A 22,243-nucleotide genomic window follows, 5' to 3' on the forward strand; every position below is an offset into this window, starting at 1 on the left:
GATCAGGTATCCTCACGACAAATTTTAATCCGACACCGAGGACAGAGCCCCATAATCTCAACAGTATGTTGGTGAACTTCAAAGTCGACATCAGCGGCACTCTGTTCAATAGCTTTGGTGATCAACGGTGAATCTAATTCTGCAAAAGCTTTACAGGATTCACAAATAAAAAAATGGCCATCGTGAGGATACTCAGGATGAACACAGCCAACATAGGCATTCAATGAATTGATTCTGTGAATCAGACCCAGATCAAGTAAAAAATCGAGGGCCCGATAAACCGTTGGCGGCGCGGCTCGACCGTCGACTTGTAGTTTTTCAAGAACCTCGTAAGCGCCGATTGGTCTATGTTGCTGCCAAACGAGCTCAAATACGCGTCGACGCAAAGTGGTAAAGCGTTGGCCTCGTTGTTGACAAAGCTGCTCGGCGTTCGCCATGGCACTGGAAATGCAAAGTTCATGGTCGTGCTCACCGCGGATAAATTGGAGTTCTTTAGGCGTTGACATAATGAAAATCAATACTCCCACTTGACTCTTATAATGTTATATTATAACGTTTCAACAGGTAAGATATTCTAGTCCAATTTAAGGAGAAAAACAATGAAGAGGATATATTTATCCCTACTGCTGTTAATGGTAACGGCATTGCCCCTGTGGGCAGCGGAATCGGCGGTTCCCCAGGTTGTTGTCAGTATTAAGCCTTTACATTCTCTGGTTTCTGGAGTTATGCAGGGTGTTGGCACGCCAGATTTGGTCGTGAAGAGTGGCGGCTCTCCGCATGGTTATGTCCTGCGCCCTTCTGAGGCACAACTGCTGTCAAAGGCACAACTGGTGATCTGGGTCGGGCATGAGCTGGAAAGCTTTCTTAATAAGCCTTTAGCAACCCTTGGACAAAAAGCTAAACAACTGGAGCTGGCCGATGCGTTAGAACCTTATCTGTTGTCAGTCCGGAAGGGGGATGGCTGGGAATCACATGCTCATAAACATGTTGGTGATGATCATGATGCTCACGACGATCATCACTATATCAAGCCGGACCAACATCTCTGGCTTGACCCAGCCATGGCAAAACGAATTGTAACCCTGACGGCTAAAGCTCTGGTTGAAATAGATCCAAGTAGACAGGATCAATATCAAGCCAACGCTGAACAAATGATCGAGAGACTCGATCAACTGGATAAGCACTTGAAAGAGAAACTTGAGCCGGTTAAAGGGGTTCCCTATATTGTTTTTCATGCCGCCTATCAATACTTAGAAGCGGCTTATGGCCTGAACGCAGTGGGATCCATTACCCTTGATCCAGGGCGGACACCGGGTGCAAAGAAGATCAGCGAGATCCATCATAAGATCAAGGAACTCAATGCCAAGTGTGTCTTCAGTGAGCCGCAATTTGAGTCGCGACTGGTGGCAACGGTGATAGAAGGAACCAATGCCAAAACCGGAATTCTTGACCCTTTGGGGGCAGATATTCCCAATGGCCCTGATGCTTATTTTGAATTAATGACCCGTTTAGGGGATAATCTTTACGAAGGTTTGAAATAAAAAAACCGGTTAGCTGTAAAAAAAGCGCCCTTGAATAGGGGCGCTTTTTTTATGCTGATTTATTTATTCAAGCGATCTCACATTAACTGGATGGAATCACCATATCGAGAAGCAGGAAGACACCTTCATCGACATAGGGGTCGTCAGCGATCTTTTCATCGAGAGTGAGTTCTTTATTGTCATCGTCTTCCTCAGAATCCATCATCCCGTGTGGAGTCATTCTCTTTAATTCATCACGAAATTCATCACGTTCAGCTAACATGTCGGTGAGTAACAGGGACTGCTGAGTCTCGGCACGTCTCTTTTCAGCGTTGGTAGCATCGGTAATGATCTCCTGAAACTTTTCACTCTGCTTGATCCTGGCTTGACTGGATTGTTGCAGTTCAACAATATTCTCAGGAGAATCTTGCCAGCGTTGATACTTTGCAGAGTCAATATGATCCCATGGGAGTGCATTATCGAGATATTTTTCACCGCTCTCTAGTCCGTCCAGACGCGATGGCAGGACGATATCGGGATTGACCCCTTTTTCCTGGGTTGACTCACCACTGATGCGATAAAATTTCTGGATTGTCACCTTTACGGCTCCAAGCGGCATGTATTTTTCCATTCCCCGCAGGTTAACAAACCGATCAAGATCCAACAGCGCTTGAACTGTCCCTTTGCCGTGGGTATGTTCATCTCCGACGATCAATGCCCGACCATAGTCCTGAAGAGCACCGGCGAGAATTTCTGAGGCGGAAGCACTGAAGCGGTTGACGAGCACAACCATGGGTCCGCTATATTCTACGGAGCTGTCATCGTCGCTCATGATCCGTATTCTCCCTGAACCGTCGCGAATCTGTACCACGGGTCCAGTCTTGATAAAGAGGCCTGTTACGCTGACAGCGTCGGATAGCGATCCGCCACCATTGTTGCGCAAGTCAATGATCAATCCGGAAATATTTTCCTGGTTTTGTCGTTGTAATTCTGCCCGTAAATCGTCGGTACAGTTACGGTCGGTTTTGCCACTATAGTCACGATAAAAAGAAGGAATCTTGATATAGCCAAAGCGTTCCCCACTTTTTTCATCGGTGACGGTTGTCCCTTTGACAAAAGTTTCTTTGATTTCAACAACATCACGAATAATCGGCACAATCAACTGACGACCGTCAGGTTTTTTTATCGTTAAGCGAACTTCTGTCCCTTTCTTGCCACGAATCAGAGCGACAGCGTCACGGATCCTGGTATCGGTAATATCAACCGCATCCGCCGTTGCTTCTGCGACTTTGAGAATAATATCATCTGCCTCCAGTTGTCCTTGCTTTGATGCTGCGCTACCGGGAATAACCCGCACGACTTTGATATAACCATCATCTTCCCGCAAGGTTGCTCCGATCCCTTCAAGGGAACCACTCATCTGGATATCAAAATCTTCTTTGGACGTCGGTGGCAGATAGCTGGTGTGGGGATCAAAGGCTTGTGAAATGGCATTGAGATAGCGATCGTAATGGTCCTGAGGGGTTTCTTCTAGCATCCGCTTCAGACGGCTGTTTGTCCTCTTTCCGACCTTCTCTTTGGCTTGTACCAATAACTCTGCATCCATCTCGGCATCAACGGGTAATAACGCACCCTCATCATCGACACCAACCTCATCTTCACGCAAGGTAATATAGTCACTTAAGGTCTGCGCTTTGATGATCTTTCTCCAGCGTTCACGCTGCTGCGTTAAGTCGGTCACATAGCTCATCTTGTCAGGATCAGTTTCAACCTCTTCTTTAACCGTCGGGTCGATCTTCTGATCAAGAAGTTGAGCAACCAGTTCCTGAACTTGGGTGATGCGTTGGTTGAGAATTTCCCGTCCCAAAAGGGGGAGTTCCAGACGGCCTCGACGGATCGAGTCATCAATCTGATCTTTATACAGAGTCAACTTGTCAGCATCTTCCTGCCAGAGGAAGCGTTTCTGAAAGTCGAGTTGTTTCAGGTAGAGATCAAATGCCGCTTCGGAGAGGGCATCATCGGTCGGTTTCTGGCTGTAGTGTTTTCCGCTGAGTTGTTGTTGCAGCATATGCCCGAGGAGTCGAGCTCTGTTGGTATCAAACGGTTCAGCGTCTTGGGCCCAGGAGCTGATGGGAAGCAGTGTAAGCAAGACAACGAAAACAATCCGACTGATATATTTTCCAGGAAAAAACATAAAAAACCCCATATAATTTATTGTTGACTGATCAAATGTCGTAATTCTTAAGACAATGTAACCCTGACAGACAGGCAACCGCAAGAGACAAATCAAGATCAGCTCTCAAGACAGGGGGAAAAGGTTTTTCTGGAAACGGCAAAGTCGCAATTACCTGCTACAATAGTATTCAGAGAATGTGCAGATGATTTCTCTTTTTAAGGCTGAATCGAAGGAATGTTGCGATGACAGAACAGCGCGATTACCGGCGGCTCAATTTCCGAACAGAGTCTGATATCACGATTAACGATGCGGTTTATCGTTGCGATATCGTTGATCTGGCTCTGCAGGGGGCGCTATTCAGGTCGGAGCTTCAACTTCCCATTCCGTTGGGGGCTAAGGTTCCTCTGAGTATCTATCTGCCTGAAACATCAATGCGGATGCAATTTATCGGCGAGTTGATTCATCAACATGGAAACTTTTATGGGTTTATCTTTGTCTCCGCAGAAGATCAGAGTTTGGCGCATCTGCGTCGCTTACTGGAATTGAACTTTGGCGACGCTGAATCGACAGAGCAAGAATTCAGTCACTGGCTCAGAAAGAGTTCTTCTTAGACGCCTTTCTCTTGGCAATCCTAACAGAGTCGACTATGATATAAGGCTTCGATAAAAAATTATCTTCAAGTTATGAAGTGTTGGCAAGTTATGAAGTATTGGAGTGAGTGATGGCCATTAAACGATGTCAAAAATGTGAAGAACCTCTTAAAGGAGAATTTTGGTGCAGTCACTGTAAGACCGTATTTAAATGTCCAACTCCTGGATGTGGGGCAACTATTAAGCCCGGAGCAACTGAATGTCACCGTTGTGGTCTGTTTTTTGAGGATTACCTGAACGGTCGAAAAATGTATCGCCGCTGTCCGAAGTGTAAGAAAAAGCAGGGGCTTTCTGAACAACAATGCCGCTTTTGTCACCATTGGTTCAATTGTCCGACCTGTGGAGAAAAGGTTTCAACCAATACAGTTCTAACCTGTCCCCGCTGTGGGACATCGCTACGTTAAGAATACCGAGATAAAAACATGATCTTGTCCCCGGGGAGATACCGTGCTGACCTTCTTATTGGCCATCCTATGGATATTCTCGCTGCTGACAGCTGGGCACGCGTTACTGACCAAGCGTGATCCACGAGCCGCAGTGGGGTGGATTATCACCTGTCTGGCTATCCCCGGGATTGGAGCTCTCCTCTATTGGTTGTTGGGTGTCAACCGCATTCGTACCCGCTCACGAGAGCTGCAGGAACATGGTCGAGGAATGCACTGGCTACATGTTGATCAGCCGCCTCGATCTAACGATATCGCCAACTTCCCCGACAACAGTACCAGCCAGCCGCTGATCAAACTCTCTGATACGGTCACCCGTCGTCCTCTGACTTATGGCAATAAAATCAAGGTTCTTTATAATGGTGAACAAGCGTATCCAGCCATGTTGGAGGCGATCAACGGTGCGCAGGAATCCATCTATTTATCTAGCTATATCTTGAAATTCGATCAGATCGGTCAGCGCTTTGCACAGGCGCTGATTGCCGCGGCTGAACGGGGTGTTGATGTCAGAGTATTGGTTGATGCCTTTGGTGAGTTCTACTCGTTCAAAAAAATTCGACATCAGTTTCGGGGCACAAAAGTTCATGCGGCGACCTTTATGCCCCTGACACTGGTGGGCAGTTTTTATTTTAACTTAAGAAATCACCGTAAACTTCTTATTGTTGACAATAAAAACAGTTTTACCGGGGGGATGAATATCCGTGATCGTCATATGGTTGAGAATAAGGGCAACTCCAACCGGGTGATTGATATTCACTTTTGCTTTGCAGGACCAATTTGTGCGCAGCTGCGCGATGCCTTTATGGAGGACTGGCACTTTGCCACCAAAGAGACGCGGGCACCGCACAACTGGCCAACTCCGCCGATTGCAGGGGAAGCCTGCTGCCGGGGGATCAGTGCCGGACCGAATGAGCGGCATGAAACTCTCAACTGGATCTTGCTCGGCGCTCTGGCCTGTGCGAAGTCTCACATCCGGATTATGACCCCTTACTTTATCCCCAACCGGGCACAACTCGCCGCAATCAATACCGCGTCTCTCCGAGGGGTGCGGGTTGATATCCTCCTCCCCGAAAAAAATAATCTCCCTTATGTGGCCTGGGCGTCCAATGCTCTGTTGTTTGAATTACTTGAATATGAGACCCACATATATTTTCAACCCCCTCCGTTTATCCACAGCAAGCTGCTGTTGATCGATGATCAATATGCCTTGATTGGCTCTGCCAATCTGGATCCCCGGAGTTTGCGTTTAAACTTTGAGTTTAATGTCGAAGTGTTTGATACCGAAACGGTTGCTGAGTTGACACAGCATTTTGATCAGTCGCGTGAGAAGTCACGTGAAATCTCTCTTGAAGAAATGGACAGCCGGTCACTACCCCTACGTTTGCGGGATTCTCTTTGTCGGCTGTTTTCACCTTACCTCTAATTTCTAGCTTTTTTTGAGCAATCGTTGCAATGCGGCTTCGGCGTTAATGTTCCGCTCTTGTCCGAACCCTTCGACCTCTTCATAGGGGCGCTGCAGACGAATAATTTCATTGCGGTGACGCAGGTAAATGCGTTGACAGTCAGATGGGTTTTCCCGTAGCGGGTCGGGTTCCCAAGGGAGGTCCGGTTTGCAGAGCAGATAACGGTGCGTCGATTCTGCATTAATCGCATTGTTGATTGCGATCGGACAGCAGCCGAAGACCTCTTCTGCCCAGATCTTGTAATTGAGAAGATCGGTATCAAAAATTCCCAGTGGTGCAGTCACAGGAACTTCATGTTGTTGGTAGTCAAGGTGTAATAGGCTCATTCTGGTGAGCAACTCGAGGTCGTACTCAGGGCCATGTTTTTCAAGATAATAACGTGCATATTCCATGGCGTAAGGGATTTTCAGTGTCACTCCCAGATAGTGAGTGAGGCTGCTTTTCCCCGATGATTCAGCACCGGTAATGACAATTCTTAGCATGGGATTGCGTCAATCTCAGAGCTGTTTCTGCTGCCGGGAAGAGTGATGCCACTGGACCCAACCGTAGATCCCCAGGCCGAGGAAAATAGCATATTGAATCGAATAGATCGGCGCTCCCTTGACCCAGTAGATATGGATACCGAGAAGATTTACGATCAACCAGAACAGCCAGTTTTCCATCCGTTTGCGAGCTTGAAGGAACTGGGCAAAAAAATTCAGCACCGTGGTTGTCGAATCGCGCCAGAGCAGGGTCGGTTCAGGAACCCAACTCACTTTAGCGGCGAGCCCGGAGATGCCAACAGCCCAGGCGGCAATCGCAACCAAGGCGGCAATTGTGATAAAGCACTGTTTTTGCCGAGGCATCCAGGTGGGGATAAAAGGTTGATCCTGCTGAACCCCACCACTCCGGAGCCAAATGCTCCAACAGTAGAGTTGAATGGGAATGTAGGCGAGATAGAGAATTCCATCGGAAACCAGTTGCCACTGGGTAAAAGCCAACCAAGCGGAAATAACCGCCCAGAGGATCCCCAATGGCCAACCGAGAATATTTTGACGGGCAATGAGGATGACGCCCATGACAGCGCTTAAGGTGGCAATAATTTCTAACGGCGTTGTCCCAAGCAACTGAAGCCATGGGATCGCGCCTGAGAACAGGTTGCTGATGAGGTTATTTTCCAACGTACAATTCCTATGGATATTTCGTTGTCACAAAGATTCAGCATGGACAAAAAATTATTTTTTGGCCGAAAAAAGGCAACTTCTGGCAACAAAAAAGGTCGCTCTGTTAAGCGACCTTAGGTTTAACATTATTTTTTTTCATTTTCCTCGGAAGAATCCGGATCAACCTTTTGCTTACCGTCACGCGGAAGCTCGCAGCTAGCAGACATTCATGTTTGCACACCCAAGCGGGGTAGAATCCACCGATTCAGAGCGTACCAGACAACAACAATTCCGAGCAGATAAAACCAATCCATATGGGGATCTCCTTGATGATTTACAGAGTATTGTAACTCTAATATATATCGTTGGGCAACCTTTTACCGATTTCTATTTTTTAACCGGTAGGTTGATTTCGATTAACAGCCCCCCTGTAGGGAGGTTTATTGCCGAAATGTTTCCGGAATGAAGCTTAATGGCCCGTTCAGCTATTGCCAGACCAATCCCTGTTCCACCACTTTGACGGTCCCGGGCGGCGGCGACGCGATAGAAAGGTTCAAAGAGTTTACCCAACGCCTCTTCAGGAACCCCTGATCCTTGGTCTGCGACGCGAATAATTATCTGTTCAGCGGTCTCAATTAAATCAACAGAGACCGCACTGCTATCCGCTGTATATTTTACCGCATTGCGAATCACATTTTCCAGAGCTTGAGCGAGCAGAGTCTGCGAGCCACAATAGACAACTGCATCTGGGGCCTCATAGGTCACTTTGCAATGGCGTGCTTTGGCTTCATAGTTGGCATCTGCGACCAAATCAGCGAGTAATCCCTGCAGGTCGAAGTTCTGAAAGGGTTCATGGTTAGCGCTATTTTCGAGACGGGTCAAATTGAGTAGCTGTCCAATCATGGTATTCATCCGCTCAGATTCCAACTCAATCCGGTTCAGTGGTTTCGCCAGAGCCATGTCGTGATCCTGTTGTCGCGCCAATTCCAGAGCAATCCCTAAACGGGTCAAGGGAGAGCGTAATTCGTGAGAGATATCCCGCAGCAGGTTTTTCTGTGTGTCTACCAGAGCCTCAATCTTTCCAGCCATCTCATCAAAGTCATGCGCCAAGCCGGAAATTTCATTTTTCCCTCTGACGCGATTGCCGATCCGCACCGATAGATCCCCGGCGGCGAACTTACGCGTTGCCTGACGTAGACGGCTGATCGGGGAGGTTAAAGAGCGCGCCAGGAAATAGCAGACGCCAGCTGTTATTGCCAATAAGACCAGTAACCTCCAGCCGAGGAACCCGTGGGTTATCCCTTTTACCAGATCTCTGGAAGGGGGCTGGTCAGGCAGGCTGAGAGCGATGAAATAGGTTTGTCCTGAAGCGCTTTGAACTGCACTGGCCAGACCATTGCGTGATCCGGCCATTGGGAAGACAACCTCACCGGTCTCTAATGCTCGCTGGGTCATATGTTGCATCCGTCTCGGTACTCTGCGGGCTGATAATGGTTGCCCGTGACTGTCCGATAACAGCAGATGAACCCCTGAGTGAATGAAAATCTTTTGCGTGAGTTTATCGACCTCTTCAATGCCATCGTTTTCAAAAGCCTCAATCGCTTTGCGTCCATATTCTGTCATCGCCTTTTGGGCGAAATCCTGATGGGCTAACGGTGGAAATTCCTGGTCGCGAAAATAGGTGAGAACGATGACAGCTGTTGATACCAAAAAGAGAATCAACAGAAAATAGAGAAAGATTTTCAGAAACAGACTGCGCATGAAGTTAGTTTTCCCCTAGAGAGTAGAGGTATCCAACTCCACGAATGGTCCTGATCCGCTCCATGTTGCCATCATAATGGCCCAGTTTTTTACGTAAAGCACTGACATGGACATCAATACTGCGATCGTAGGCAGAGAGCCGCCGACCCAGGACTTTTTCGACCAGATCATCGCGGCTGATGACCTCCCCGGCGTGAGACAGCAGCACCTCCAGAAGATTAAATTCAACGGAGGTCAGGTCGATCTTCTCTCCGTTACGTTTAACTGTGCGGTTGCTGCTGTAGAGAACCAGGTCGCCAACTTTCAACTCAGCAGGTTTTTGCTGTGTTGGTGGCAGTTCCGCCGTTTCGACGCGACGCTGAATTGCCCGGATGCGAGCTACCAATTCACGTGGATTGAAAGGTTTTGGAAGGTAGTCATCGGCCCCCAGCTCTAAGCCGACAATGCGATCAATATCATCTCCTCGTGCGGTGAGCATGATAACCGGAACTTTACTGTTCTCGCGGATTTTCCTGAGGACGTCAAAGCCGTTCATTTCTGGCAGCATCACATCCAAAACCACCAGAACATATTCTGCCGCCAGAGCCTGCTCGGCACCCAATCGGCCATTATTAACGGTCGCAACTGCAAACCCTTCACCACTGAGGTAATCATTCAACAGTTCACAGAGTTCAATATCATCATCAATCACCAGAATTTGATTCATTGGGCATCCTTATCTGTTATCACAGAATAATCATAACTGGAGTCGTCTACCAAACGGTGTAAAGAATTGTTAAGAGCAACCGCTTTGCAGACTTTACATAACTTTACCTGATTTTCACAGCACTTAACCCCCTCTTAAGATTCTTTGCTCTATAGTAGCTCCATCAAATAAAAAACACCTCATGACAACCTTAAAGGAGAAAATCATGAAAAAGACAGCAATTCTTCCGATGTTATTGATCACCCTGCTCCTCTCTGCGGGAACCGCTTTTTCTTGGCCCGGACAACAAGGCCAGCGCGATTGCGACAATTCATGTAACCGTCAAGGGAAGCGCATGAATGTTGAACAACATGAACAACGGATGGAAAATCGCTTAGCTAAAATGGCTATCATTCTTGATCTGACTGAAACACAGCAGAAAGAGATCAAGGGACTCGTTGAAAAGCAGTGGCAGGATCGTCAATCCATGCGTGCAGAAATGCAAACCAGTCGAGACGACTTGCGTGCTTATAAGCAAGGAAAAGAGTTTGATGAGTCCGTATTTCGTGCCAAGGCCCAAAAACTGGCCGATCTGAAAACCGAGATGATGGTCCAGCAGGCCAAATCGAGACAAGCGCTGTTTGCAGTTCTGACTCCAGAACAACAACAAAAAGCAGAAAAACTACGGGCTATGCATGCTGATGGTTTCTTTGGTCGCGATCATGCAAGACCAGGAGATTGTGATGGTCAGGGCAGACGCGGCGAAAAAGGGAACGGATCTCGCTGGAATAACTGATTATCTGTCCTTACTAACCTCACTACAAAGCGGGTCCCAATGTTGGGGCCCGCTTTTTTTTGGAACCGTTTTGATTGTAAACTTTCTTAGCTTAAAATAGGCCACTGACGCTGATCATCCCTTTTGTCAATATGAATAACCCAAACACCATTAACAAAGTTGCACTGGTGAGGCGAACGACTAGAGGGTGCATATTGACCTGTTTGATTTTTAGCCGAACCGATTGTGAAGCGTAGCCCAGCAGAAGCATGGGAATTGCGAATCCGATAGAATAACAGGCCAACAGGATGATCCCGGTAGAGAGTCTGCCGTCGGTGGCGACCAGAGTTAATACCCCTGCCAGCATCGGCCCAACGCAGGGGATCCAGACCAGCCCCAAAGTTAACCCCATAATCAATCCGGACCAGCGACCTTGACTGTGACTTTGAATATTAGAGAAAAGGGTCAGATTTTTAAACAGGTTGATATCAAACAGCATCAACACACCAAAGACAATGATGACGATACCGGCTATTTTTTCCAGCACCGGCATGATTCCGGCAATGGCTCCGCCAAAGAGTGATGTCATCAACCCCATTGCCATAAAACTGAGACTCAAACCCAGCACAATCAACAGAGGGCGGTGTTTATGATCGTTTTCTGTGCCGGTGACAATAATCGGGACAACGGGCAGAACACATGGTGACGCGATGCTGGCAATGCCAGCGAATAAAGTCATTGCCATCGTTGCTATACTGAGATCCAGTGGTGTCATTAGGCTATTCTCCAGGGATTTGTTTGAGGAGTTTGCGAATCGTTGCTGCAGCATGAACCCCAGGAGGGAGACGTGAAACCTCTTTACCCGAAGAGTCGACGAGTATTATTGTCGGCAAGGCGCGGATGCCGTAAGCATAAAAGATGTCCATGTCCGTTGAGACCGTTGTTTTTAACGGATGAACCAAGACGGTGTCAGGCCATTCAGGTTCCATCTGGTGCAGAATGTTTTCTTGCATCATGCAGGGGTCACCGTCAGGGTTGATGAAGAACAGTAACCGGTAGTCAGCTGCTTTTGCGACGCTTGGTGTTTGTTTGGCTTCTTTTTCAGAGGCTGGCGCAGAACTGCTTGACGGCGCAGTCTGTTCTTGAGAGCAGCCCGACAGGGTCAAGACGGTGATCAGCAGAACGATAATTTTCAACATATAAATCAATACTCCTTAGAATTTGGTTCTATATATGAGGATTTGACTATGTATGTCAAGTGATGATGGGTGAAAGTTCTCTGGGCGCGGAGTTGGCTATGAAAAAATTGACAGGTGCCAGCATAAGTGTAGAATTTAACGAATAATTAAATTTTCATGGGGAGGGCACGGTCAATGTCCGATGAAGCCACCTTTTTTCTTCCGGTTAAGGATTACTGCCGCCGCCAACTTATGACCTGTCATGTCAATGATACGGTGATGGTGGCTGCCGAGATCATGCGGGATAAAAGTGTCTCCAGTCTTATCGCATGTGATGATAATAAGCAACCGATCGGGATTATGACCGATCGTGACCTGCGCAACAAGGTGGTTGCTGGTGGTGTGGATCCTCTGCTTGCCCGGGTTAGCTCGGTAATGACGACCCCAGTGATCTCTGTTAATGAAGATGACACCCTGTTTGAAGTCCTTTACCAGATGTCGCGTAATCGGATTCACCGTGTTGGCGTTGTGGATACGGATAAAGCCTTAGTTGGTTTGATTAATGAATCCGATATTATCCGTTTGCAAGATCGTTCACCGCAAAGATTGTTGCAAGCGGTTGACGAAGCTGAGTCGATAGCAGATCTGAAGAAAATTTATCATGACAGCGAACAATTGGTTATTTTTCTGCATCGGAATGGAGTCCGTACCAATGATTTGATTCAAATGATTGCCTTAATCAACGATCAGATTACGGCTCAATTGACAGGTTTATTAAAGCAGGGACGCTTTAAAAACATGGGGCAGAAGAGTGCCTTTATGGTTCTCGGGAGTGAAGGTCGTCGGGAACAAACGCTGAAAACCGATCAGGATAATGCGATGATTATCGCTGATGATGCCGGTGGTGATGAGCTGGCTGATATTGAAGCCTTCTCCCACGTTCTTATTGATGCATTGATTGAAATAGGTGTCCCCGAATGTCCCGGTGGGATCATGGCCAGAAACAAATTCTGGCGACGGCGACTGGTCGATTGGAAGAGCGCTATCAACCACTGGGTCGGCACCCCAAATGGTCAGAATATCCTCAATTTCAGTATGTTTTCCGACATGAGGACCCTCTGTGGTGATCCGAATTTGGAGGACCAACTGAAAGATTACATCATCAAGGTTGCAGAAGAGAACTCGATTTTTCTCGCCCGAATGGCGCAAAATGTTTGCCGGTTTTCGCCCCCTCTGGGGATGTTTGGTCAGATCAAGGTGGAATCCTCAGGGGTCCATCTCGGGAGTCTGGATCTGAAAAAAGCGGGAATTTTTGCATTGACTGAAGGGGTCAAGGTTTTGGCGTTGAGTGCTGGGATGCTAGGTGGTAGCACCCATGAGCGGATGACTTTTCTGCAACAGCAAAATATTCTTAGTAAAGAGCAGGTTCTCGATATCGAGGCTAGCTTTAACCTGTTGACATTTTTACGCTTGCGCGGACAGGTTAACGCTGTAGCTGCGGGGCAGGATATCACAAACTATATCTCACCTGGATCTCTGGATCGAGTTGAAAAAGGGCGATTAAAGCTTGCCCTGGAGGTGGTGAAATCCTTCCAAGGGTCATTGAATCACCATTTCCAATTAAATATGCTCAAAAACTGAAGTCCTTTATGGTATGACTCAACAACTCAGGCACTCTAGCAGTCCCCTTTCTTCTGGTTTCTTTTGATAGCGAATCACGGCGGTTGAAAAATATATGAACACAAGCCTATCTCCTTTTAAAATCCATAATGTCAGGATGTTTATCCTTTTCAGGGTGCTATTTAACGCGCGCTTTTACTATCCGGTTTTTTCAATTTTATTTCTTGATTTTGGTCTGACGCTGTCACAATTTGCTGTTCTCAACGCTGTTTGGGCCGCCACGATTGTCATCTGTGAAGTCCCTTCAGGGGCTCTGGCTGACACCATCGGCCGTCGGAATCTGCTGATTTTTGCCGGCTCTCTTATGGTCATTGAGGTTGCCATCTGGGCTTTTGTTCCGCGCACGAATCTGACCCTGTTGTTCTGGATTTTTGTTCTCAACCGGATCCTGAGCGGCATGGCGGAGGCCGCAGCCAGCGGCGCCGATGAAGCGTTGGCTTATGATAGTTTACAACAACAGGGCAATATTGATGACTGGGGGCGTGTTCTGGAGCGGCAGGTGCAGGTGCAGGCTGTCGGCTTCTTCATCGCCATGACTCTCGGTGGGGTCATCTATGATCCCCAGCTGATGCAAAAGGGGGCAGATCTGCTGGGATTGGGGTTGGTTGTTACCCGAGAACAAACTTTACGTTTACCGATCTACTTCACTCTAGTCACCGCCGTTTTTGTTTTTATTACGACGTTACGGATGAAAGAGGTGAGAGATAAAGGAAAAGTTCGGTCGCAAAAGAGTCGCGAGACAATTCGGGATTCGTTCCGACTTGTCTGGGAGGCTGGTCGCTGGATCTTCAGGACTCCATTTGTTCTGGGTATGATGTTGTTTGGTCTGCTTTATGACAGCGTGGTGCGGATGATTGTTACCATGTCCAGTCAGTATTACCGGATTATCGAAATTCCCGAAGCACTATTTGGTGTTCTTGGCTCCGTAGTGGCTGTGTTTGGTTTTTTCATCCCTGGAATAGCACGCCGCTTGTGTGCGAAAAGGTCAGCCCTCTTCAACCTGTTGTTTAATGGTGCGTTAATCCTTGCCGGACTTATCGGTATGTCGATGGTCTGGCCCAAGGTCGGAGTTCTGCCTGCATTGATCTTGTTCAGTGCCCTCTACTTTGTCGGTTTCTTTCTCAGCCACTATTTGAATCGGGCCGCCAGCTCGGAAAGGCGGGCTACAGTCCTCAGTTTTAAAGGACTGTTCTTGAATCTAGGTTACGGTGGTATTGGGGTTCTCTATTCGCTGTTGCTGGCCCATTTGCGCGGACAGATCCATCCAGAGTCAGGACGGTTAGCTGAGGAGGCGGTCAAGAGTATGGTTTTCGTCGATTCTCTCCCCTGGTTTGGGTGGTATTTTATCGTCTGCCTGATTCTCCTCCTGCTGGTTTTTGCCAAGTCATTGCGGAGTAACCCCCTTTGAGATACGCAGATGATTTCATCTCTTTTGTGCAGAGTTGTTTACCGCTGCGTTCAATCTGTTCTTTGTTGCTAAGCATCCTCTTCATTTTTCATCTCTGCTCTTGCGCCCCCTCTCCGCGGGTAGCCACACCGGTGGTTGCTACGCCAGACCCGATTGCCGCAATCTTAGGGACGGCAGAACCCCTCCCCGGAGCGTTGCTGAAGATGGGGTTCTCGATTCAAGTTGGCGCTTTCTCAGAGCTTGATAATGCTGTCCGGCTGGAACGATCATTAGCGCAGCATCGAGCTGATGCCTACTATTTTCGCCATGAGTCGGGACTTTATAAGGTCCGTTTCGGAAATCATAAAAGTTATGTAGAGGCCCAAAAAGAAGCAGAATCGCTCCGCTCTCAAGGGATCATTGGCCGCTATTTTATTGTCATCCCAGAGAATTATGCGGCGGCGAAAATCCAACGCAGTGGTCAGGGCGATCTGCGTACTGAGTTGGTGGCCACAGCACAACGATTTCTCGGCGTTCCTTATCGTTGGGGAGGGGAAGATCGCAACAATGGCTTTGATTGTAGTGGCTTGACGATGGTCAGTTATCGGCTGAACGGTTTGAACTTGCCGCGCAATTCTCGGATGCAGCATAGAGCTGGCCGCGCAGTGACCAAAAGCAATCTCAAAAAAGGGGACTTGGTGTTTTTTGCTACTCAAGGAGGAACCCGGGTCACCCATGTGGGGATGTATGTTGGCGACGGGAAATTTATCCATGCGCCACGCACCGGAAAGACGGTGCGAGTGGCCAGTTTGTCCAATAGTTTTTTCAAGAAAACTTATGTCGGTGGACGATCCTACCTGTCGGGGCAATGAACTCTGTTCGCGTCGCTGTTCTTTAGCCTATGCTTCCAAGACTGGCCAGTGCGGTGACCGCTGTTAGATCATCGAGCGGCTCCTGACTTTTGCACATCAACTCGTTTTGTCCCGCAATCCTGAAGCCATGTTGCCGCAATAGCAGATCCAAGGATGACGATTCGACAATATCCATAATCAAGGGAACCGCTACAGGGGTTGTTTCGATGATGGCAGTCAGCAGGCGGCGCGTTTCCTGGGGGGCAGATAAAGGGGTCAACCATGGGCCGGCTTGCCAGAATTCTGGCCCCGGTTGCAGAAGAACCATGCTACCCCCCTCCTTGAAGATGATACCATCGTCTGCCAGTAATCTCAGCAGTGGACGTCTCGATTCTTTCCAACAATCGAGATCCAGTTGAACCAGCTGTTCCACTGTTGCCGCAGAACCGCTTGGTGATGGCTTATTCCTCTGACCGCTTCCTACTCCGGTCCAGCGGATAATTTGCTCAACCTGAACAAACCCGCGCTGGCGATAGATGCCTGCTCCCTGTGCCGAAGCGGTGAGCCAAATCCGCCCTAACTGATTCTTTTCCAACTGTTCAAGAGCAAAATCGAAGAGAGTTGAGCCATAACCTTTGCGCCGTTTTTCCGGATGGATCAAAAGGTTGCCGATCCAGCCGCTGGTTTTATAGATGACGACAGAGATAAAGCCGCAACAGCAACCTCGCTCCCACAAAGTGAAAAAACAGGGTTGCCATTGATTCTGGAACAGCCGTTGCTCTTGAAATGAGATCGTCCACCCTTCCTTTCTGGCCCAGGAATAGAAGGTGGGAAAATCATCATGGCTGAGAGGTTTGATGACCATCGCGTTTCCTATCAGTGAATAGCGCAGAGGTTGAGCAGGTCCTGATCACTTAAAGCCCTTTTATTTGTTTGTGAGAAATCACGGACTTTGGTGAGCAGTGAATTGACCTCGTGCGGGTCGATGGCGCAGTTTAACTGTAACAGGCGTTGCTCTAAGCCATGTCGACCGGAGTGCTTGCCCAGAACCAGATATCGCTGTAATCCAACCTCAGAGGGATTGAACCCTTCATAATTCTCAGGGTTCTTCAGCACTCCATCGGTATGCAGACCGGATTCATGTGAGAATACCCGCTCCCCGACAACTGCTTTCCATGGCGAAACCGGACGTGAACTTGCTTGGCCGACATAACGGGAGAGTTCAGTAAAGCGGCTGGCGTCAATTCCCGGATCAAGAGCGCAGCTATGTTTGAGGGCCATGACGACCTCTTCCAGCGCGGCATTACCTGCCCGCTCTCCGAGGCCGTTGACGGTGGTACTGGCAAAACGGGCCCCTGCCATGATCCCTGCGACGGCGTTGGCCGTGGCCATACCAAGATCGTTATGGGTGTGAACTTCCAAATCCAGGTTTGTAGACTCAGCTAATTGTTGCACCTGGGAAAACATGGTCATCGGGTTGAGGATGCCCAAGGTATCACAGTAGCGAAAACGATCTGCACCTTCCTGTTCGGCAATCTGTAACAGCTCAATGATAAAGTCCATGTCCGCACGGCTGGAATCTTCGCCGCCGACGGAAACATAAAGCTGGTGTCGTTTGGCAAAAGAGAGGGCCGTTCGCAGTTGTTCTTTGACCCACTTGCGACTCTTCTTCAGTTTATGTTCAATATGGATATCTGACAGGGACAAAGAGATGTCGACAGCGGTCACTCCGCAGTGCAGAGAATCCTGAATGTCGGAGATCAGGGCACGATTCCAGGTCATCAACCGGGCATTCAAACCCAGATCGACCAGCGCGCGGATGGAGTCCTGCTCGGCTCTGCCCATAGCTGGGATGCCACATTCGAGTTCCTGAACCCCAATTTCATCGAGCATACAGGCAATTTGTCGCCTCTCTTGCTGACTGAAGACAACCCCTGCTGTCTGTTCCCCATCACGCAGAGTCGTATCGGTAATGATAACCTCTTGAGTCTGCTGTTCAGCCATAATCTCCTCCTGAATAAAAAAGCCCTGAATATCCCAAGACTAATGATATTCAGGGCTCGCGTAGCCGACACCGGCACCATGCCGAATGGTCAATGCTTAAGAGATATCAGCAAGGAGTATGCCTGTCTTATAAATGTCTGAAACTGGAAGAGGGCGGCAATTATGGCTGGCAATTCTGCTTCTGAAATAGGCACTCTGATTAATTTTTAACCATATCGCTGCACAAATTTGCAGGGTGGAATCAGTAATATGGCTTAAAATATATATTTACCAGTCTGGCTGGACTTTTGCATTTGTACTTTATAAACCCCAAAATCCCCTCCCAATGACGCGAGGCTATGCAGAAAGGAGTCGTCGTGTCATCGAAGCCAAATGTCAAAGAATTACTGATTGAAAGCTCTTGTGAACATAACAGCAAGAAGAGAACCCCCTGCAATGCCCCCACACCAGGAGCGACTAGCGGAGGCTGTGCTTTTGAAGGGGCGCAGATCTCCCTGTTCCCCTATGCTGATGCTGTCCACCTGGTCCATGGGTCGATGACCTGTCTCGGTTCCAGCTGGGAAACTAGAACCACAAAAACCAGCTGGCAAGGGCGCGATTTTACCCAAATGGGATTTGCAACCGATATCAGTGTCAACGATGTGATTTTCAGTGGTGAAAAGAAACTGACCGGAGCCATTGCTTATATCGTCGAGCTTTATGCTCCCGAAGCGGTGTTTGTCTATTCCACCTGTGTGACCGCTTTGATCGGGGATGATATTGATCAAGTGTGTGCACAGTCAGCAGAAAAATACGGGATTCCTTTTGTCCCGGTTCACGCTCCCGGGTTTGTCGGCAGTAAGAATCTTGGCAGTCGTCTGGGAGGCGAGGCGGTCTTCAGGCACCTGATTGGAACCAAAGAGCCAGACAAGGTGACCCCCTTCGATATCAATCTGATTGGTGAATATAATGTCACCGGTGATATGTGGCAGTATTCCCATCTTTTGGATGAGTTGGGAATCCGGGTTTTATCTTCTTTAAGTGGTGATGGTCGGGTTGCTGCGATCCGCACCGCCCATCGTGCCAAGTTGAACGTTATTGTCTGTGCCAAATCGTTGGTCTCTTTGACCCGGAAGATGGAAGAAAAATATCAGATTCCGTGGATTTCCCTATCGTTCTATGGCAAACGGGATACCTCTGATGGTCTCCGTTCTATCGCTACAGCCTTGGGAGATCCTGATCTGATCGAAAGGACGAACCAACTGATTGCCCGGGAAGAGGAGCAACTGGAGCAGCAACTGCAACCTTACCGGGTTTTGTTTGCCGGTAAAAAGGCGGTTTTGAACACCGGTGGTAACAAGTCCTGGTCGATCGCTGCGGCATTGCAGGATCTTGGTCTTGAGGTGGTTGGTACCTCAGTCCGTAAGGCGACAGAAGATGATCGGACCAAGGCCCGGAAGTATCTGGGTGAAAACGGCGTCCTGATGATGAATCCCGGAGCAGAACAGGCCAAGCTGATTGATGATACCGAAGCCCATTTACTCCTCGCCGGAGGTCGATCTCTTTACACGGCGATTAAAAAGGGGATTGCGTTTATCGACGTTAATCAAGAAAAAAAGAAAAGTTATGGTGGTTATCAGGGACTCCTGAATCTGGCTGAAGACGTTAAGAACGCGCTCGAAAATCCAGTGTTCTCGCTGGTAGGAAGAAAGACACCATGGTCACACTGAAAACCGCTGCGAGTAAACCGTTGCAGGTGAATCCGTTAAAATTATCGCAACCGATGGGAGCGACACTGGCTTTTCTCGGTGTTGATGGCTGTATGCCGTTGATGCACGGAGGGCAAGGGTGCGCAAGTTTTACCAAGGTCTATCTGACCCGCCACTTCAGCGAGCCGATCGCTCTGCAAACAACGGCCGTGACCGATGTGACGGCGATTCTGGATGGCGGCGATTACAGTATCGTTGAATCGATAAAAAACATCCGTAAAAAAGTCCTCCCGGAACTGATTGGCCTTTATACCACAGGATTGCCGGAGACCAAGGGGGATGACATCTGTGGGGTTGCCAGCCAGATTGACTGTCCGCTTGTTTACGTCAATACCGCCGATTATGAAGGGGGGCTGGAAAGCGGTTGGGCTTTGACCTGTAAAGCTCTGATTCAACAACTGACAGCAGAAACAGATCAGATTGATGATAACAAGGTGGTCCTCTTGCCGCATGTCAGCATGCAACCGATTGAAGTGGAAAAGGTGAAGGATTTTATTGCTGCATTTGGGTTTCAGGTGTTGGCCTTGCCCGATCTGGCAACTTCACTGGATGGCCATCTAGGGGAAAAACAGGCCGCCCTCAGTCATGGTGGAATTACGGTCGAAGAGATCGCCGGATTAGCTGACGCCGGACTGGTGATCAGTGTCGGTCATTCTATGCAGGCAAGTGCGGAAGTGTTACAGCAGAAAAATAGCTTTATCCGCCATCTCCATTTCCCCCATTTGAGCGGCCTGGTGGCAACTGACAGTCTGGTTGAACAACTGTTGACAGAGACGCGATTCCGTCATCCGCCAGCGGTCGTTGAGCGCTGGCGGAAGCGGTTGCAGGATGCCATGCTGGATAGCCATTTTTCCATGGGACAAACCCGTTTTCTTGTCGTGGGGGAACCCGATCATCTCGTGGGATTGTGCGAATCCCTGTATGAAGCCGGGGGCAGGGTCAGTGTCGCTATTGCAACCGTCAATTCACCACAGTTAGAAGAGATCAAAGCGGAACAGGTTCTTGTCGGCGATTTGGAAGATGCGGAACAGATGGCAGATCAATATGATCTGATCGTTGGTAACTTTCATTGTGAAGCTCTGGCACATCGTCACCATAAAGGGCTGGTGACGCGCGGATTTCCCAATTGGGAACAGGTCGGCAACCAGTTAAAGAACGATCTTCTCTATGAGGGGGGAGCCTACTTCCTCTTCGAATGCGCGAATGTCGCATCAGCGCATCGTGAACAGCTGGAAGCGTCCTGAAAGTAAACGTAAGAGCGAAGTGAGGATTGTCATCGCCGCTGCTGGAGAAAAATGATTGCTTACACAGAAACTATTCGCAGATATGCCGCTGACAACCGTTATGTCGGCCAGCTTGATAATCCTGACGGTATTGGAGAGGTCGGTCTCGACAAAGGAGAAGTGGGCAGACAGTTAGCCGTCCGTTTTACCCTCAATATGGATCATGCTTTGGTCAAGGAGGTGCGCTTTCAGGTTTTCGGTTGTGGTTTTACCGTTGCCGCCTGTGCTGCTGCTGCCGGGCTTGCCAAAGGGGGAAGGTTGGTGGATCTTCAGGGTTTAAGTGCAAAGACGATTGCGCAGCAGCTCGGAGGTTTGCCGGAACAACGGAGTTATTGTGCCGAACTCGCCTGTCAGGCGTTGCAAGCCGCATTAACAAGTGTTAGCAAAGGGAGTCAACTGATCCGTTCACAATTGACGGAAACCTCAGGTGGGGGCAGCCACGGTCCGAGAGTCACTGTGGACGATGCTGTCTATAAGGCGTTGCTGGCAACCTCATCCCCAGCATCGATTTCAGCTGTTGATCGTAAGTTATTTGCTTGTTTGCTTGCGGTGACCAGTGCTGAACCCTATCCAGTTGACGTCAGTTTGGGGCTTGCACCTGAGATCGTCGACAAAATCATCGCGACCTGTTTTCCAGGGTTTGATGGTTCATGGGGGCAAAACAAACTTATTGATCACCAGCATCCCAGGCTAGAGATCAATTCCGATGTGCTTTCCTTGCTGCTTAGTCACGTTGAAGCTAGTGGGTGTCGGGAGATGGCAGGTTGGCTGGCTCATATTATTGCCGCTCGAGCGGCTCAACCAGGCCATCTCTGGATTGCTATGGGGTTGTTTGAACGGCCGCAACTTACGGCGGCAATTCGTCGACACTTGCCGACTCTGGCACAGGCGAATAATCAAGGCATGCGTTGGAAACGTTATCTGTTCAAGCAGGTGTGTGAGGCGAACGGTGGCTTGCTCTGCAAATCACCCAATTGTCAGGATTGTAGTGAATATGAATTGTGCTTTGCCCCACAAGAGAGTTAAGGGCTGGGGTTTGACTAACAATTATTTGCGGAGTATCGAAGTATGGCCCATATTATTTTCTGGGAAAAGCCTGGTTGCCAGGGAAATCGACGTCAAAAAGAAATTTTGATCGCCTCAGGACATCAGCTTGAGGTGCGTGATTTGTTGATAGAACCATGGACCCCGGAAGTCCTCACCCGGTTTTTTACTGAACAACCTCTTGCGCATTGCTTCAATCCCACTCATCCGCGCATAAAATCAGCAGAATTGATTCCGACAGAGATGAGCCGTGAGGATGCGCTGAAGTTAATGGTTGCCGATCCATTACTGATTGTCCGCCCGCTGATGCAAGTTGGTAATCAACGCCTGGCAGGTTTTGATGTCAAGCAGGTGCACAACTGGGTCGGTTTGGCTCTTGCCTCGGTTGGTGAACGAGATCCGAAACATTGTCCTTGTGTGACGACGGTAGCAGATCAGTCGTAACGTCGATAA

At 48.7% G+C, this 22,243-nt stretch carries 22 protein-coding genes; 12 read left to right on the top strand and 10 right to left on the bottom strand.

What is annotated here, in order from left to right; translation table 11 throughout:
- Positions 1-2 precede the first annotated feature (2 nt).
- A complete protein-coding gene (locus BLU87_RS14765) occupies positions 3-506 on the bottom strand; it encodes a Fur family transcriptional regulator (RefSeq protein ID WP_092350199.1) in 504 nt (167 codons plus the stop codon).
- A gap of 93 nt (positions 507-599) precedes the next feature.
- Here BLU87_RS14765 and BLU87_RS14770 point away from each other — a divergent pair, with 93 nt between their 5' ends.
- A complete protein-coding gene (locus tag BLU87_RS14770) occupies positions 600-1,541 on the top strand; it encodes a zinc ABC transporter substrate-binding protein (RefSeq protein ID WP_092350201.1) in 942 nt (313 codons plus the stop codon).
- 82 nt (positions 1,542-1,623) lie between these two features.
- Here the strand turns inward: BLU87_RS14770 and BLU87_RS14775 are convergent, their stop codons facing one another.
- The gene (locus BLU87_RS14775) at positions 1,624-3,714 is read right to left on the bottom strand and encodes a carboxy terminal-processing peptidase (RefSeq protein WP_175498415.1); all 2,091 of its coding nucleotides are present in this window, start codon (positions 3,712-3,714) and stop codon (positions 1,624-1,626) included.
- Positions 3,715-3,938: 224 nt separating this feature from the next.
- Between BLU87_RS14775 and BLU87_RS14780 the strand changes: the two genes are divergently transcribed.
- The 3 genes from BLU87_RS14780 (at position 3,939) to cls (ending at position 6,212) form a co-directional block, all read left to right on the top strand.
- Positions 3,939-4,307 (top strand): PilZ domain-containing protein, encoded by a 369-nt coding sequence (locus BLU87_RS14780; RefSeq protein ID WP_092350205.1) that lies wholly within the window; start codon positions 3,939-3,941, stop codon positions 4,305-4,307.
- A 110-nt stretch (positions 4,308-4,417) separates the two neighbouring features.
- Positions 4,418-4,750 (top strand): hypothetical protein, encoded by a 333-nt coding sequence (locus BLU87_RS14785; protein WP_092350207.1) that lies wholly within the window; start codon positions 4,418-4,420, stop codon positions 4,748-4,750.
- 43 nt (positions 4,751-4,793) lie between these two features.
- A complete protein-coding gene (gene cls, locus BLU87_RS14790) occupies positions 4,794-6,212 on the top strand; it encodes a cardiolipin synthase (RefSeq protein WP_092350209.1) in 1,419 nt (472 codons plus the stop codon).
- Between the two features lie 3 nt (positions 6,213-6,215).
- Here the strand turns inward: cls and BLU87_RS14795 are convergent, their stop codons facing one another.
- The 4 genes from BLU87_RS14795 to BLU87_RS14810 all read right to left on the bottom strand — a co-directional run bounded on the left by BLU87_RS14795 (position 6,216) and on the right by BLU87_RS14810 (position 9,861).
- Positions 6,216-6,734, bottom strand: a complete 519-nt coding sequence (locus tag BLU87_RS14795; protein WP_092350211.1) for an AAA family ATPase — start codon at positions 6,732-6,734, stop codon at positions 6,216-6,218.
- A gap of 15 nt (positions 6,735-6,749) precedes the next feature.
- Positions 6,750-7,412, bottom strand: a complete 663-nt coding sequence (pnuC, locus tag BLU87_RS14800) for a nicotinamide riboside transporter PnuC (protein ID WP_092350213.1) — start codon at positions 7,410-7,412, stop codon at positions 6,750-6,752.
- 369 nt (positions 7,413-7,781) lie between these two features.
- Positions 7,782-9,155, bottom strand: a complete 1,374-nt coding sequence (locus tag BLU87_RS14805) for an ATP-binding protein (RefSeq protein ID WP_092350215.1) — start codon at positions 9,153-9,155, stop codon at positions 7,782-7,784.
- Positions 9,156-9,159: 4 nt separating this feature from the next.
- Positions 9,160-9,861, bottom strand: a complete 702-nt coding sequence (locus BLU87_RS14810; RefSeq protein ID WP_092350217.1) for a response regulator transcription factor — start codon at positions 9,859-9,861, stop codon at positions 9,160-9,162.
- Between the two features lie 205 nt (positions 9,862-10,066).
- Between BLU87_RS14810 and BLU87_RS14815 the strand changes: the two genes are divergently transcribed.
- Positions 10,067-10,636, top strand: a complete 570-nt coding sequence (locus tag BLU87_RS14815; RefSeq protein WP_175498416.1) for a Spy/CpxP family protein refolding chaperone — start codon at positions 10,067-10,069, stop codon at positions 10,634-10,636.
- A 91-nt stretch (positions 10,637-10,727) separates the two neighbouring features.
- On the opposite strand, the gene BLU87_RS14820 is transcribed toward BLU87_RS14815, so the two are convergent.
- Together BLU87_RS14820 and BLU87_RS14825 are read right to left on the bottom strand one after the other, a co-directional pair.
- Entirely contained in the window at positions 10,728-11,390 is a 663-nt protein-coding gene (locus tag BLU87_RS14820; RefSeq protein ID WP_175498417.1) for a cytochrome c biogenesis CcdA family protein, read from the bottom strand.
- A 4-nt stretch (positions 11,391-11,394) separates the two neighbouring features.
- Entirely contained in the window at positions 11,395-11,814 is a 420-nt protein-coding gene (locus tag BLU87_RS14825; RefSeq protein WP_092350223.1) for a thioredoxin family protein, read from the bottom strand.
- A 174-nt stretch (positions 11,815-11,988) separates the two neighbouring features.
- Between BLU87_RS14825 and BLU87_RS14830 the strand changes: the two genes are divergently transcribed.
- The 3 genes from BLU87_RS14830 to BLU87_RS14840 all read left to right on the top strand — a co-directional run bounded on the left by BLU87_RS14830 (position 11,989) and on the right by BLU87_RS14840 (position 15,732).
- Positions 11,989-13,434, top strand: coding sequence for a putative nucleotidyltransferase substrate binding domain-containing protein (locus tag BLU87_RS14830; protein WP_175498418.1), 1,446 nt, complete (start codon positions 11,989-11,991; stop codon positions 13,432-13,434).
- 94 nt (positions 13,435-13,528) lie between these two features.
- Positions 13,529-14,881 (top strand): MFS transporter, encoded by a 1,353-nt coding sequence (locus BLU87_RS14835; RefSeq protein ID WP_092350227.1) that lies wholly within the window; start codon positions 13,529-13,531, stop codon positions 14,879-14,881.
- Positions 14,878-15,732, top strand: coding sequence for a C40 family peptidase (locus BLU87_RS14840; RefSeq protein WP_245706620.1), 855 nt, complete (start codon positions 14,878-14,880; stop codon positions 15,730-15,732). The genes BLU87_RS14835 and BLU87_RS14840 overlap by 4 nt, the downstream gene beginning before the upstream one ends.
- 22 nt (positions 15,733-15,754) lie before the next feature.
- Here BLU87_RS14840 and BLU87_RS14845 read toward each other — a convergent pair whose 3' ends face one another.
- Together BLU87_RS14845 and nifV are read right to left on the bottom strand one after the other, a co-directional pair.
- Positions 15,755-16,576, bottom strand: coding sequence for a GNAT family N-acetyltransferase (locus BLU87_RS14845; protein WP_092350229.1), 822 nt, complete (start codon positions 16,574-16,576; stop codon positions 15,755-15,757).
- 11 nt (positions 16,577-16,587) lie between these two features.
- Complete coding sequence (gene nifV / locus BLU87_RS14850) at positions 16,588-17,715, bottom strand: homocitrate synthase (RefSeq protein WP_092350231.1); 1,128 nt, start codon at positions 17,713-17,715, stop codon at positions 16,588-16,590.
- A 356-nt stretch (positions 17,716-18,071) separates the two neighbouring features.
- Between nifV and nifE the strand changes: the two genes are divergently transcribed.
- The 4 genes from nifE to BLU87_RS14870 are packed head-to-tail and all read left to right on the top strand — an operon-like array spanning position 18,072 to position 22,234.
- Positions 18,072-19,424, top strand: a complete 1,353-nt coding sequence (nifE, locus tag BLU87_RS14855; RefSeq protein ID WP_092350233.1) for a nitrogenase iron-molybdenum cofactor biosynthesis protein NifE — start codon at positions 18,072-18,074, stop codon at positions 19,422-19,424.
- Positions 19,412-20,707: a nitrogenase iron-molybdenum cofactor biosynthesis protein NifN gene (gene nifN / locus BLU87_RS14860; protein ID WP_092350235.1), complete on the top strand. Its 1,296-nt coding sequence runs from the start codon at positions 19,412-19,414 to the stop codon at positions 20,705-20,707. The genes nifE and nifN overlap by 13 nt, the downstream gene beginning before the upstream one ends.
- Positions 20,708-20,758: 51 nt before the next feature.
- Positions 20,759-21,772: a nitrogen fixation protein NifQ gene (locus tag BLU87_RS14865; RefSeq protein WP_092350237.1), complete on the top strand. Its 1,014-nt coding sequence runs from the start codon at positions 20,759-20,761 to the stop codon at positions 21,770-21,772.
- Between the two features lie 42 nt (positions 21,773-21,814).
- Entirely contained in the window at positions 21,815-22,234 is a 420-nt protein-coding gene (locus BLU87_RS14870) for an ArsC/Spx/MgsR family protein (protein WP_092350239.1), read from the top strand.
- Positions 22,235-22,243 lie beyond the last annotated feature (9 nt).

The sequence above is a fragment of the Desulfuromusa kysingii genome (genome assembly GCF_900107645.1).
Classification (GTDB): domain Bacteria; phylum Desulfobacterota; class Desulfuromonadia; order Desulfuromonadales; family Geopsychrobacteraceae; genus Desulfuromusa; species Desulfuromusa kysingii.